At 35.4% G+C, this 15,043-nt stretch carries 8 protein-coding genes; 2 read left to right on the plus strand and 6 right to left on the minus strand.

Annotation, left to right across the window (positions count from 1 at the left end; genetic code table 11):
• Positions 1 to 7: 7 nt before the first annotated feature.
• The 6 genes from BC962_RS12145 to BC962_RS12170 all read right to left on the minus strand — a co-directional run bounded on the left by BC962_RS12145 (position 8) and on the right by BC962_RS12170 (position 10,276).
• Positions 8 to 2,416, minus strand: a complete 2,409-nt coding sequence (locus BC962_RS12145; protein WP_121346295.1) for a glycoside hydrolase family 31 protein — start codon at positions 2,414 to 2,416, stop codon at positions 8 to 10.
• Positions 2,417 to 2,762: 346 nt separating this feature from the next.
• Positions 2,763 to 4,604, minus strand: a complete 1,842-nt coding sequence (locus BC962_RS12150) for a glycoside hydrolase family 13 protein (RefSeq protein ID WP_121346296.1) — start codon at positions 4,602 to 4,604, stop codon at positions 2,763 to 2,765.
• Between the two features lie 39 nt (positions 4,605 to 4,643).
• The gene (locus BC962_RS12155; protein ID WP_121346297.1) at positions 4,644 to 6,950 is read right to left on the minus strand and encodes a glycoside hydrolase family 65 protein; all 2,307 of its coding nucleotides are present in this window, start codon (positions 6,948 to 6,950) and stop codon (positions 4,644 to 4,646) included.
• 2 nt (positions 6,951 to 6,952) lie between these two features.
• Positions 6,953 to 7,612 (minus strand): beta-phosphoglucomutase, encoded by a 660-nt coding sequence (gene pgmB, locus BC962_RS12160; RefSeq protein ID WP_121346298.1) that lies wholly within the window; start codon positions 7,610 to 7,612, stop codon positions 6,953 to 6,955.
• Positions 7,599 to 9,119 (minus strand): MFS transporter, encoded by a 1,521-nt coding sequence (locus BC962_RS12165; RefSeq protein WP_121346299.1) that lies wholly within the window; start codon positions 9,117 to 9,119, stop codon positions 7,599 to 7,601. Before BC962_RS12165 ends, pgmB begins: the two co-directional genes overlap by 14 nt.
• Before the next feature lie 134 nt (positions 9,120 to 9,253).
• Complete coding sequence (locus tag BC962_RS12170) at positions 9,254 to 10,276, minus strand: LacI family DNA-binding transcriptional regulator (RefSeq protein WP_121346300.1); 1,023 nt, start codon at positions 10,274 to 10,276, stop codon at positions 9,254 to 9,256.
• Between the two features lie 213 nt (positions 10,277 to 10,489).
• On the opposite strand from BC962_RS12170, the gene BC962_RS12175 reads away from it, so the two are divergent.
• Both BC962_RS12175 and BC962_RS12180 read left to right on the plus strand, forming a co-directional pair.
• Complete coding sequence (locus tag BC962_RS12175) at positions 10,490 to 13,402, plus strand: SusC/RagA family TonB-linked outer membrane protein (protein ID WP_183075508.1); 2,913 nt, start codon at positions 10,490 to 10,492, stop codon at positions 13,400 to 13,402.
• Between the two features lie 10 nt (positions 13,403 to 13,412).
• Positions 13,413 to 15,038, plus strand: coding sequence for a RagB/SusD family nutrient uptake outer membrane protein (locus tag BC962_RS12180; protein ID WP_121346302.1), 1,626 nt, complete (start codon positions 13,413 to 13,415; stop codon positions 15,036 to 15,038).
• The last annotated feature ends 5 nt before the right edge of the window (positions 15,039 to 15,043 follow it).

The following is a 15,043-nucleotide window of genomic DNA, read 5'->3' on the forward strand; positions in this document are numbered from 1 at the left end:
TAAGTTGTTAATTATTGAATTCTATTTTTATAATCGTTTCGTTTTGATCGAATCTTACAGGAATGTTCAAATTTCCTTGGTGCATATAATTTTTACCCGTAAATTTTATACCATTCACCCATACAAATTCCACTTCCTTCTTAAGGTTCTCTATATGTAGATCTATACCTTTTATTTCTGAATTTGGATTTTCACCTTCTTCTTTCTGAATTTTTATAGTTACCTCTGAAGCATTTACCTCAGAATTAAACTTTATAACTTCGAACATGCCTTTCTCGAAAGCATTTGGAGTTTTACCGTCGTCATTATATAAAACATCAGTGCTCTTTTTGGCTTGCTCGTCATAATAGAAATAAACATCCAAAGTGGAAGCATCATAATTGGCAGTTGTTTGCATAGGTCTGGCCATTGGAATAAAAGCACCACCCCTCACAAATACAGGAATATGATCTTCTACTACTTTTACAGAAGCTGTAGTACCTTTTATATACTTTTTGCCGGTATAGAAATCGAACCAGTTGTTTGTTGAGGGAAATATTACCTCTTTAGTAGTAACTCCGGGTCTTAGAATTGGTGACACCAAGAAGCTATCTCCCCATAAATAGGTGTTAGAGATCGCATACATCTTATAATTTTCAGGTTCCTCAAAGAATAAAGGTCTCATTAATGGTTTTCCTGAAATATGATTTTCGAAAGCTAGACTATAATTATAAGGCAATAATTTATATCTTAATTCAATTGCTTTTTTAGCTAGTGCTTTGGTCTTATCATTTTTAAAAACAGGCTCTGAAGCTACATCCTCCTGCGCATGTGGGCGAAATATTGGCTGAAAAACTCCATATTGCAACCATCTTGTATACAACTCATCATCTTCCAAATCTCCTGCAAATCCACCAAGATCAGAATGCATATAAGCCAAGCCTTGCAATCCCATTTGTAAACTGATCTCTGGTTGTGGTTTTAATCCATTCCAACCTCTATTAACATCTCCAGACCATGGAATTAACCCGAAACGTTGTGATCCGGCTGCTCCCGCTCTCATCAATATAAAAGGGCGCTCTTCTGGAAATTCAGTTTCATATCCCTCTTTTAGCATTTTTGCCCAATAATGTCCATATACATTATGAACCTCATCTGCAGAACCTACACTGTGTTGTAATTTTGTTGGGTGCACTTCCGGTTCTCCAAGATCTCCCCACCATCCGGCAACTCCAAATGATTTAAGGTCTTTATAAATATTCCAAAACCACTCTTTTCCTTTAGCACTAAAAATATCTACCAGACCAGTGTTCCCAAAGTAAAAATCATATTTAAAAGGTTTTCCTACGGAATCTGTAGCCAATACATTCTGCTTTACAGCATCGTCCCATTTTTTAGAAGTGGTAAGTATAAATGGTTCTGTAACCAACACGGTTTTAATACCTTGATCTGCCAGTTTGGAGATCATTTGTTTTGGCTCTGGGAAAGAATCTTTCACGAATTCCAGATTTCCCATAGTGCCTTTAATATCATGACCAAACCAATAAAGATCAAGAATAACCGCATCTACCGGAATACTATCTTTTTTGAATTTAGCAATTGTATTTTCTACTTCCTTTTGAGAATGATATCCAAATCTACTAGAAAAGTTTCCAAAAATCCATCTTGGTGGTAAAGGCTGTCTCCCGGTTAAAAGGGTGAAGTTTTCAGTGATCTTTTCCCAAGTCTTCCCAACAACAAGTTGATAGGTCATTCTTCCGCTTATAGTCTCGTAACTTAAGGTATTGGAATGCTCACTATCAAGATCTAAAAATCCGATTGGGGCATTATCAAAATGCAATAAGTATTTTTCTGATGATAGTACTACAGGCAAAGTATAATTAAGCAGTGCCGATTTTGTCCCGTAACCATAATCTGCACGATTGTATAATTCTAATTTATTTCCTCGTCTGTTCATTCCCAATGCACGGGCTCCACCACCCATTAGCATTTCGTATTCTGAGATATTGAAATCTAATTTTTTATGAGTATCAGATTTTGAGTAACCTAATTTTTCTGAGATCACTTCTTCTCCTTCATAGAAATACTTTACCTGAAATGGCTTTTTGGTGATAAGCACCGTAATTCCGGAAGTGGCGATTTTTAAGGAATTTGCTTCTTCTGTAACTGTAGGTGATATTTTTGAAGGCTTTAGAACTACAGAATAAGATTCTGCATTAAAAACGCCATCGGAAGGAATAAAACTGGTCTCCATGATCTCTGGCGTGAATGCCTGAAATCTATAAGTCCCATCGTTGGTGCTCACATTTATAACGTCAGACTTCTGCTCAAAACTTTTATAAGTCCTATTTGCATTTTGCGCTGAAATGAAAAAGGAATTCATTCCGAAGAAGATCAAAAGTAACAGGCATTTTATATTGTTTGGGAAGATCCTCATATTCTCTATTTCAATATTAATTTATATTCATTAATTGTCACGTCGAGCGCAGTCGAGACGTTTTTTTTGATCTTTCGACTCCGCTCAAGGTGACAAAAACTTATTTCAATTCAATCACTAAAAAGGATTTCTACATATTGTCACCCTGAACTCGTTTCAGGGTCTTCTCCACTCTTACCACGATGCTTAAACAATTCCGAAAGCTATAGGAACAGCATGACGAAAAACCCTTATTTAACTAGTCAAAAATAATAATCCCCTTTTGAGCCTTTCGTCTACGCTCAAGTCAGGCTAAAGTCGAGACGTTTTTGTTTGACCTTTCGACTCCGCTCAAGGTGACAAAAACTTATTTTAATTCAACAATTAAAGAGGATTTCCCTTTGATCTTTAGGCTATTTTTCAAATTAATTGGTGCTTCAGAAATTACATCTTTTCCGGAAATGTTTCCAGCTAAACCTTCAGCAAAACGAGAGAGATCTAATTCCTGCGCTTCAGGATTGTTGTTAATCACCACCATCACACGTTCGGTTTCGTTATACCTGAAATAAACATACACATTATTCTCTGGCAAATACTGAAGCAATTTTCCGAAGTGCAACACTTCTTTACCCTTTCTATAATTCAGCAATTTCTTAGTGAAAGAATGATAATTATTCTGAGTGGCAGTTCTTCCTGCTTCAGTAAATGCGTTATTATCATCTCCTTTCCAGCCACCCGGAAAATCTCTACGAATATCGCCATCTCCTTTTTCAGCTTTATTGCCTTGCATTCCAATTTCATCTCCATAATACAACTGCGGAATTCCACGTGTAGTAAGCACCAAGGTCATTGCCAACTTATACTTATCTACATCTCCTTTATAAGTATGGTTAATTCTATCTGTATCATGGTTTCCTGAAAATACCAGAATATTATCTATATCGGCATATAAAAAATCGTTCACAAAATTCTCGTAAACCTTGATCATTCCCTTGTCCCAACTCGGATTCTCTTCATCAAAAACCGTCATTACAGCATCATGCAAAGTGAAATCCATTACAGATGGTAAATTGGAATTATAACTTTGGATCGCACCAATTGGACTATCTTTTTGCCAATAAGAGATCTGCGACTGATCGTGCATCCATACTTCCCCAACGATATTGAAATTGGGATATTCATCCATAATAGATTTTGTCCATTTTGCGATACCTTCTTTGTCATTATAAGAATAAGTATCTACACGAAAACCATCTAAATCGGCATATTCTATCCACCAAATAGCATTTTGAGTTAGATAATTCAACACCAAAGGATTGCCCTGATTAAGATCTGGCATAGAACTAACAAACCAGCCATCTACACAGTATTTCCAGTCTATCTGAGATCTATTTGTATCGTACTGAGTGGTCATTCTGTAATTGGAATTGGCATAGCCAGGAAATTGGTGGATCCAATCGTAGGTTGGAAGATCCTTGATCATCCAATGCTCCGATCCCCAGTGATTGGTTACGTAATCCATAACCAATTTCATATCTCGCGAGTGCATTTCTGCAGCCAACCTTTTATAATCTTCGTTAGAACCATATCTAGGATCTATATTATAAACGTCACTTTGCGCGTAAGTATGATAAGAATAAGCTTTGTCGTTATCTTCTAATAGTGGTGTACTCCAAAGTGTAGTAACTCCAAGATCTTCTAAATAATCTAAATTATCTATCACTCCTTGTAGATCTCCACCATGGCGACCACCTAAATTATCACGATCTGCTTTTTCTTGCATTTTTTCTGAAGAATCATTATCCGGATCTCCATTTGCAAAACGATCCGGCATAATAAGATACATCGCATCGCTAGCATCAAAACCTTTTCTGAAGGCAGAAGCTTCTCTTCTTTCTTTCAATTCATAAGATCTTGAAAATCCTTTAGCTCCTTTTTTGCTGAAATTAAAAGCATAAGAACCTGCAGGAAGATCTTTGGTATTAATAGTAACAAATACATAGTTAGCATTTTCTGTTCTAAGCACGTTTTCTACAACCACTTCTTTTGAAACAGACACCTCGTATTGAGCAATCTCTTTTCCGTAGAACATGATCTGAAGACTTGATTCATGCATATCGCTCCACCAAAAAGGGGGCTCCACCCGATCTATCTGTGCAAATGTAGAAAGACTAAAAAATACCGAAATAAGAAAAAATAACTGCTTCATTTTTATAATTTAAATTGCACCACAAATGTGAGGCTGAGACTACACTTCTACTGCATCATTTGGATGCACTTCTATAGATTTCCCTTTAACTAAAATGCTAATTGGTTCTGTTCCTTCTAAATTAAAACTAGACTTCTCCTTAGTAACATTCACTTTTAAGATCTGATTTCTGAAATTCACTTTAAATGAATATCCATCCCATTGATCTGGAATTCTTGGATCAAAAGATAATGTATCATTTACCACGCGCATTCCTCCAAAACCTTCTACAATACTTATCCATGTACCAGCCATACTGGTAATGTGGCAACCTTCTTTTACCTCATGGTTATAATCATCCAAGTCCAATCTAGAAGTTCTTACGTAAAATTCATAAGCCTGTTCCATTCTTCCTAATTTCGCAGCCTGTATACTGTGTACACAAGGAGAAAGCGAAGATTCATGAACTGTAAGTGGCTCATAAAAATCGAAATGTTTGGCAAGGTCTTCAACACTGAATCTATCTTCAAAAAAGTAGAATCCTTGTAAGACATCGGCTTGTTTAATATAGCAAGATCTTAAAATTCTATCCCAACTCCATTTCTGATTAATTGGTCTGCTAGTTTTATCTAAATCTTCTACAGGAATTATTTCCTTATCCAAAAATCCATCTTGTTGTAAAAACACACCAAATTCTTCTGAATATGGGAAATACATGTTTTCTGCAACTTCTTGCCATTTCATCAATTCAGATTCAGAAAGATTGGTCACGCCATAAATTCTATCGAAATCTTCTGCATGTCCATCTTTTACCTTATTCAATGTTTCCAAACAATATTCGATACACCATTTAGCCAAATAATTGGTATACCAGTTATTATTCACATTGTTCTCATATTCATTAGGACCTGTAACCCCTAGTATCATGAATTTATTCTTGTCCTTACTAAAAGTTGCTCTTTGCTGCCAAAAACGCGCAATGGCGATCATAACTTCCAAACCTTTTTCCGGGATATAATCGAAATCGCCTGTATATCGAACATAATTGTAAATAGCGAATACCATTGCACCATTTCGGTGAATTTCTTCGAAGGTGATCTCCCATTCATTATGACTTTCTTCCCCATTCATAGTAACCATTGGATACAAAGCAGCACCATTGGTAAAACCTAATTTTTCGGCATTTTCAATAGCCTTATCTAAATGATTGTATCTATAGCTCAGTAAATTTCTAGCAACCTGCTGATCCTTGGTCGCCATATAAAACGGAATACAATAAGCTTCGGTGTCCCAATAGGTGCTTCCACCATATTTTTCTCCGGTAAAACCTTTTGGTCCAATATTCAATCGCTCATCTTTCCCAGAATAGGTTTGGTTTAGCTGAAAAATATTGAATCGGATGCCTTGTTGTGCTTTTACATCTCCAGAAATAGAGATATCTGCCATTTCCCAAGTTTTAGCCCAAGCATCCTTTTGATCTTGAAGCAAACCTTTATATCCTGTGCTAACTGCAGTTGCTAATACCTTCTTAGCAGCATCCACAAGAGCAGTTCTATCATGATTCATATCTGTAACATAACCTGCGAATTTTTGCAAGCTCACTACATCTCCTTTTTCTGCTGAAATCTCATAGCTAAAGACAATCTTATCTTGCTCTTTTTCTTCTTTATGGGCTACCTCTACTTTTTTACCATTCAGTAAAATTTCAGATTGCATGAAGGTACAGGCATGAAATTCTGTCTTCAAAGTTTTTGAAACAATAAAACCTTGATTTTCCGTAGAACTAACCTCTAGAGTTTCCCAGAATTTCTCTTCCCAGTTAGCATCGATATTGGAAACACCGCTGTCCAAGTAAGGCTGAAAAGTGATCTTTGCAGCGCCAGAAATTAATTCCACTTGATAATCTATAGCTCCAACTTCATCCAATTCTAAGGACAAAAATCTGGTAGCACTAACTTTTATTGTAATACTATTGGGTAAAGTAGCAACAAAACTACGTTGGTACCAACCTTCTTTCATATTAAGCTCTCTGCGGTAATCTGACACCTTAGTACAGGTGTTAAGATCTAAAGCTTCTCCATTCACAAAAACATTAATTCCAATCCAGTTGGGGGCGTTCAATACTTTTGCAAAATATTCTGGGTAGCCATTCTTCCACCACCCAACTTTGGTTTTATCTGGATAATATACACCTGCGATATAACTTCCTTGAAATGTCTCTCCTGAATATTGTTCTTCAAAATTGGCACGCTGCCCCATTTTCCCGTTTCCGATACTGAACAAACTTTCAGAAGATTCTACTCGGTCCTTCTCGAAGCCTTCTTCTATGATAGACCAATTATCTGGTTTTATATAATCTTGATTCATACTTAAGTAGTCAATAATTTTTTTATAAAGTCTATTTCAATTTCTTCAAAACTGCTGAAAACATGATCTGCTTCATGCAGTACATCTTTCTCACCAATTCCTATACTCATCATTCCTGCAATATTCGCAGCTTGTACTCCTGCAACCGAATCTTCAAAGACCAAGCAGTTTTCTTTGGCTACTCCAATCTTTTCAGCAGCAATAAGAAAAACCTCTGGATCTGGTTTGGCTTTACTTACATCGTTCCCATCTACAATTGCATGAAATTTTTCGATCAATCCTGTTTTCTTCAAGATTGGACGTGCATTTTTACTTGCAGATCCCAATGAAATTGGAATGTTCTCTTCAGTAAGAAAATCTATAATTCTTGAAACTCCAGGCAAGATATCTTTACTTGTAAGGTTGGTGATATAAGAAAGATAATTGTCATTCTTAACCGCCATTTTTTTTATGAATTCATCTTCAGACAAACTCGTATTTCCCCACTCTAATATTTTCTCAAGAGATCGCACTCGGCTAACTCCTTTTAATTCTTCATTTTGAAGCTCTGTAAAATCGAAACCCAGATCGTTAGCCAGTTTTTTCCAGGCTAAGAAGTGGAATTTCGCAGTATCTACAATTACTCCATCCAAATCGAATATTACTCCTTTAATTTTGCTCACTAATATTTATTTTTCGTTGTGTTTGAACTCTTAGGGTTAAGAACCCCGCTAAGATCATTGAGAAACCTCCTATTAACAAGGCGTAAATAGGTTCATTCCCAAAAAATTCTTTTACTAAAAATCCTAAAATTGTGGCAGCCACAATTTGAGGAATCACTATAAAGAAGTTAAAAACTCCCATATAGTATCCCATTTTATTAGATGGTAGAGACCCAGATAACATAGCGTAAGGGATAGATAGGATACTCGCCCAAGCGATCCCTACTCCAACCATAGCCAACAATAATCCCACTTTATCTGAAAGGAAATAAATAGATATTAATCCTAAACCTCCCGCACATAGTGCTAATAAATGGGTGAATTTATTACTTGTTCTTCTAGCCAATACTGGTAGTAGAAAGGCAACTGCAGCCGCCACTCCATTGTAAACGGTAAACATTACTGTTACCCAATCTGCAGAATCATTATAAAGCTCGGAAGTGGTGTCTGATGTTCCAAACACATGGCCAGTTACCGCTTGAGTTGTATAGATCCACATAGAAAATAATGCGAACCATGAGAAGAATTGCACCCATGCCAGTTGTTTCATAGCTTTTGGCATGTTAAGCATATCTGTTATTATAATGGTAAATCCATTACGCACTTGATTCTTTCTTAATTGAGAAACTATTATAAATAGAACTCCTGCAAATAAAAGACCTATAAACAGAATGTATAACTCCTTAGTTAGATCTTTATAAAAAATCACACCAGAAAATAATAAACCAATAATGGCCATTATTATCCCTGAAGTGAATTGTGTTTTAATGTTTTTTTGCTTGTCTATAACTTCATCATTTATAGACGAAATTGCTTTATCGGCTTTATCAAAAGCAGCTAATTCTGCAGGGGAATATTCTTTAGATTTAAAAACAGTCCAAAGAACTGCCAATAAAAACACCACACCCCCAACATAAAACGACCATTTCACAGAATCTGGAATTATACCCTCGGGCGCAGTATTGCTTACCCCAAACCAATTGGTAAACATATAGGGTAATAAAGAACCAACAACGGCACCAATTCCAATAAAGAAACTTTGCATGGAAAAACCGAGTGTTCGCTGCCTTTCTGGAAGATTATCACCTACAAAGGCTCTAAATGGTTCCATAGAAATGTTAATTGAAGCATCCATGATCCATAAAGTTCCCGCTGCAACCCAAAGTGTTGGGGAGTTAGGCATGATAAATAAAGCCAAAGACGAAAGAATTGCTCCAATTAAGAAATAAGGACGTCTTCTTCCTAATTTAGTCCAGGTTCTATCACTAAAGTATCCGACTATGGGTTGAACTATAAGTCCTGTTACAGGAGCAGCTATCCAAAGAATTGGAATATCCTCTACTTGTGCTCCAAGAGTTTCAAAGATTCTCGAGGTGTTAGCATTTTGTAAAGCAAATCCAAATTGAATACCTAGGAATCCGAAACTCATGTTCCAAATCTCCCAAAAACTTAGGTTGCGTTTTTGCATATCGTAAGATTAAATTTCTACTACGACAAGCACTATGACTCGTCAAAACGTATTAACAGGAAGTGAAAATATCAGTTTTGACTAAAATTATAAGGTGGTAAAGATATATAAAATTTTAAATGCTCAAAGAGAAATTAGCGTTTTGTAGAATTACGCTCTACCAATCCAGTTTCTATTATTATAGTTTCAAAAGGCTCATCTTCTGCATCTTCATTCTCTAATTTCTTAATAAGCAAGCGTGCGGCCTGTGCCCCCATTTCCTCTCCATGCTGATTCACCGTGGTGAGACTAGGAATGAATCTTTTAGAAAGCTCCCCATCTGTAAATCCTATTACCTGCACATCATCTGGCACTTTTAAACCTTGTTCTTGAAATGCCTTTATTGCATAAATAGCAAAATGTTCATTTACTGCAAATACAGCATCCATTTTCTTATCTTTTAGAAATGATTGAATTTCCATTTCACTTTTATCGAAATCTTCAACTTTCAAAATTAGATCTTCATCTGCGGGAATATTATTCTCTTTTAAAGCTTCTCTATAACCCTGAGTCCTTAATTTTCCAACACTTACATAATCTATAGTAGTTATAAGACCTATTTTTTTACATTTTTTATCTATAAGATGTTGAATTGCTTTTTTAGCGCCCAAGAAGTCATCTATAATTATTTTATCGCAATTAATTTCATCTATCACCCTATCAAACATTACCAATGGCATTCCTTGCTCTATGACTTCGGTAAGATGGTGATAATCCTTTTTTTGTTGAGTTTCTTTTGCAACAGATAAGATGAAACCATCTATGCTTCCATTGGCCAAGATCTCCATATTTATTACCTCTTTATCAAAAGAATTATTGGAGGTGCATATAATTACGTGATAGCCTTTTTCATTAGCTGCTTGCTCTATACCACTTATCACAGTAGTAAAAAAGTGATGAACGATCTCAGGGATTATAACCCCTATTGTCTTCGTCTTTCTGTTTTTAAGACTTAAAGCAATTATGTTAGGCTTATAATTGTACAGTTTAGCAAATGCTTTAATCTTTTGGCGAGTATCTTCACTAATCTCTGCACTATCTCTTAATGCTTTAGAAACGGTAGAAACAGAAACGTCTAATTCTTTTGCAATCAATTTAAGTGTTAATCTCTTTTTCATAAGGCAATATCGGGGGCAAAAATTATTATTGGTGAGGTAAAATTATTACAAATTTTTTGTTAATGTGTTAATTTACAAAAGTTTTCAACACGAAAACGTTTTCGTAAGACTAGCGCTGGATTTCTACGGAAAATTAACAATTAGTTTACATACATTTAGCCTCAGGAAGTGAAAATACAGAGTTAAATTTTATTTAAATTAATCAAAATATTTATGGAAAAATTACTGAAAAGTTCATTGTTTTTGCTGTTAATGCTACCGATGAGCTTTTTTGCCCAACAAACTGTAAGTGGTACTGTTACTGAAAGTGCTACAGGATTATCGGTGCCAGGGGTGAATATTATCGTAAAAGGAACATCTAATGGTACAACTACCGATTTTGATGGTAATTACACCTTAACTAATGTAAGCAACGAAAACGTTTTAGTGTTTTCTTATGTAGGATTTATTCCAAAAGAAGTTGTTTACACAGGTCAGGGAACTATTAACATTCAATTAGAGGAGAGTCAAAATGCTCTAGAAGAAATTGTATTAATTGGATATGGTTCTATAAAAAAGAAAGATGCTACTGGAGCTGTAAACCAAGTATCTACAGAAGATTTTAATAAAGGTCAAATTAGTACTGCTGGAGAATTAATTACTGGTAAAATTGCAGGAGTTAGTGTTACCTCTGGTGGTGGTGCTCCTGGTGAAGGTCAAAATATTGTAATTCGAGGACAAGGATCACTATCGTTAACTAGTTCTCCATTAATAGTTGTTGATGGGGTTCCATTAAGCAATAATAATGTAGGTGGATCTAGAAATGCTCTTGATTTCATTAATCCAAATGATATTGAAAGCATGACCGTTTTAAAGGATGCATCTTCTACTGCTATTTATGGGGCTAGAGCGGCAAACGGAGTTATCTTGATAACTACTAAAAGAGGAACTGGACAAGAATTCAAATTTAATTATTCTGGGTCTACAAGTGTTTTCAGACCTACAGATTATGTAGATGTAATGGATGCAGACCAGTTTAAATCTCTTATTAATGAGCTTGGTGATCAAGATGCTATTGCTAAATTGGGTAATTCCAAAACGAATTGGCAAGAAGAAATTTATGGAGAGGCAATAGGTTATAACCATAACTTAACGACTACCGGAAATATTGGAGGTTTCATGCCAACAAGAGCTAGTATTGGCTATACAAATCAAGATGGAATTCTTAAAAGAGATAATTTCTCTAGAACAACAGGTTCTGTAAGTTTACGTCCTTCATTTTTAGATGGACATATAAAGGTAGAAGTGAATGGACGTGGAATGTATACAGAAAACACGTTTGCAAACAGAGATGCAATTGGAAGCTCGGTAGACTTTGATCCAACTCAGTCCATAAATGATGCTAACTCTCCATTTGGAGGTTATTTTACTTGGCTAAATTCTGAAGGAGTTCAAAACAGTTTAGCTCCAACCAATCCAGTAGCTTTAATCAACCTAAAGGATGATACCGCAGAAGTAAGAAGATTAATTGGAAATGCAAAAGTAGATTACAAATTCCATTTCTTTCCAGATCTAACCGCAACAGCAAATGTGGGGTATGATAAAACAAATAGTCATGGAAGAACTATCGTATCAGACCAAATGCCTTCATCGGCTTTAGACTGGAATGGTTCTTATTCAAATTATGTTAACAATGCAACTAATAAATTGTTTGATGCTTACCTTACCTATAATAAAGATATAGATAAGCATTCCATTTCTGCTGTAGCAGGGTATTCCTATCAGAGCTTTGAAAATGACAATTATAGCTTTGATAGTGAAGCTCAAGAGGATGGTAATGATTTCGAATTTATAGATAAATGGAAAAGCACGCTACTTTCTTATTTTGGAAGAGCTAATTATAATTTTGATGACAGATATTTATTAACTGCAACTCTTAGAGCAGATGCTTCTTCAAAATTAAATCCAGACGATCGTTGGGGTTATTTTCCTTCTTTCGCTGTAGCATGGAATATTATTAATGAAGATTTCTTTAATTCAAACACAATAGACCAGTTAAAATTAAGATTTGGTTATGGTGAAATTGGAAACGTTAATGGTTTAGGAGATTATAATTTCTTAACTAGATATACGGGAAGTAGATCTAATGCTAACTACCAGTTTGGATCTGGGTATTACCAAACCTTCCGTCCAGAAGCTTATAATGAGAATCTAAAATGGGAAATTGGTAAAACTTTAAATGCAGGTATAGACTACTCTCTTTTTAATAGTAGAGTTTCAGGTTCTGTTAATGCTTATCTAAAGAAAACTGAAGACCTTATTAGTTACGTAACTATAGATCCATTTACCAATTTCTCTAACGGAATTGATAAAAATATTGGTGATATGGAGAATAGAGGAATCGAGTTTGAAATTAACGTAGCTCCTATTAAAACTGAAAACTTAAAATGGAACATTGGTTATAATATTTCTTATAATGAAAATGAAATAACAAATCTTCCAGATCAAGTTGAAGTTGGTGGAATTAATGGTGGAACTGGAAATAACGTTCAATTGCACAAAGAAGGTTATGCACCGTTTAGCTACTGGGTTTACAAACAAGTATATAATGAAGCTGGTAGACCAATTGAAGGTGCCTATGTAGATAGAAATGGGGATAACCAGATAAATGATGATGATAAGTACTTATACAAAGATCCAAATGCAGATATTATCATGGGATTAAATACCAATGTTAATTATAAGAATTGGGATCTAGCAATAGTTTCTAGAGCAAATTTAGGTAACTACGCTTATAATAACATGGCATCTAGTAAAGCACATGAAAATAGAGCAACTGCTAATAACATCCTAACTAACTTACATACAGATTATTTTAATGCAGGTTTCCAAACAATTACGGAAACTAATCTTCAAAGTGACTACTACGTTCAGGATGCATCATTCTTTAAGTTAGACAATATTACTTTAGGACACACTTTTGCAAATATCTCTGAAGACTCAAATCTTAGAGTATATGGATCTGTACAAAATGTACTGACCATTACAGACTACGAAGGTCTTGACCCTGAAATAGGTGGAGGTATTGATAATAGTTTCTACCCTAGACCTAGAACTTTTACTGTTGGTGTAAATCTGAACTTCTAATAATAGAAATATGAAAATGAATTATATAAAAAAATTAATATTAGTCGTTCCGACACTTTTAATAGTGTCGTGCCATGCCGACTTAGATCAAGCCCCTATAGATCCAGATAGTTTTACTGAAGCTGATGTGTTTGTGAATGCAGATGAAGCTAAAGGAGCTCTAGCTAAACTATACGCTAGTTTAGCACTTACAGGACAAGAAGGTCCTGCTGGCCAACCAGATATTTCTGGAATAGATGAGGGTACATCCCAGTATTCAAGAATGTTATTTAGTTTAAACGAACTTACTACAGATAATGCTGTTGTAGGTTGGGGTGATCCAGGGCTTCCAAACCTTCACGCAATGAGTTGGGGCGCAAATAATGATTTTACTACAGCAATGTACTATCGTCTTGCTCAAGAAGTTTCTTTTTGTAACTCCTTTATCTCGAATGCAGAATCATTAAATGATAATGATGAAGTTAAAGCTTACATCGCTGAAGCTAGATTTTTAAGAGCTTTTGCTTATTATAACTTAGTAGACTTATACGCGAATGTGCCTTTAGTAGATAAAGTATCTACAGATCTACCAGAGCAATCTACCCGTAAAGAAGTTTTTAACTATGTAGAGTCTGAGCTTCTTGAAATTCAAGATCTATTAAAAGAAAGTGGCTCGAATGAATACGGGCGTGTAGATAAAGTAGCTGCATGGGCACTTTTATCTAAACTATATCTTAACGCAGAAGTTTATATTGGAGAGCAACGTAATACAGAAGCTGTTACCTTCGCGTCTAAAGCAATTAATTCCAGTTATGCTATAAATACAACAGATGCAAATGGAAATGGTTCTGCATATGATGAGTTGTTCCTTGCAGATAATAATTCGAACGGAGCTCAAAAAGAATTCATTTTTGCTTTAAATTTTGACGGAAATCAATCTAGAACCTACGGTGGTACTACATTCCTTATTCATGCATCTATTGGGGGGTCTATGATACCTGCTAATTCTGGTGTAAATGGTGGCTGGGAAGGTCTAAGAACTACGGAAGCTTTGGTTAATAAATTTGACTATTCTGTAACTTCTAAAGACGATGATGGAAACCCAATCACTTGGTCCGATGCGAGAGCTATGTTCCATACAGATGGGCAAAGTTTAGAGATCAATAAAATTGCTAACACTTTTACAGATGGTTACGCAGTAAAAAAATTCTCCAATTTAAAGTCTGATGGAGAACAAGGTGTGGATGCAAGTGGAGAGTTCGTAGACACTGACCTTCCGTTAATACGTTTAGGTGAAATTTATCTTACTTATGCAGAAGCTGTATTAAGAGGTGGTTCTGGTGGAGATCTACAAACTGCTGTAGGTTATATTAATGAACTAAGAGAAAGAGCGTTTGGAGATAATACTGGAAATATTAACAGCGGCGATCTTACATTAGATTTTATTATAGATGAACGAGCAAGAGAACTATACTGGGAAGGTCAAAGAAGAACAGATCTAATTCGTTTTAACGATTTTACAACTGGTAATTACCTGTGGCCTTTTAAAGGTGGTTCTAAATCTGGAACTGCAGTAGAATCATTTAGACAATTGTTCCCACTACCAAGCAACATAATTTTAATTAATACTAATCTTCAGCAAAATCCTGGCTACTAATAAAA

It is taken from the genome of Gillisia mitskevichiae (assembly GCF_003634585.1).
In the GTDB taxonomy this organism is placed as follows: Bacteria; Bacteroidota; Bacteroidia; order Flavobacteriales; family Flavobacteriaceae; genus Gillisia; species Gillisia mitskevichiae.

Coding starts and splice junctions, on each gene's coding strand:
- BC962_RS12180 (WP_121346302.1), top strand. CDS start 13,413: ATGAAAATGAATTATATAAAAAAATTAATATTAGTCGTTCCGACACTT.
- BC962_RS12155 (WP_121346297.1), bottom strand. CDS start 6,950: ATGAATCAAGATTATATAAAACCAGATAATTGGTCTATCATAGAAGAA.
- BC962_RS12145 (WP_121346295.1), bottom strand. CDS start 2,416: ATGAGGATCTTCCCAAACAATATAAAATGCCTGTTACTTTTGATCTTC.
- BC962_RS12165 (WP_121346299.1), bottom strand. CDS start 9,119: ATGCAAAAACGCAACCTAAGTTTTTGGGAGATTTGGAACATGAGTTTC.
- BC962_RS12170 (WP_121346300.1), bottom strand. CDS start 10,276: ATGAAAAAGAGATTAACACTTAAATTGATTGCAAAAGAATTAGACGTT.
- BC962_RS12175 (WP_183075508.1), top strand. CDS start 10,490: ATGGAAAAATTACTGAAAAGTTCATTGTTTTTGCTGTTAATGCTACCG.
- BC962_RS12150 (WP_121346296.1), bottom strand. CDS start 4,604: ATGAAGCAGTTATTTTTTCTTATTTCGGTATTTTTTAGTCTTTCTACA.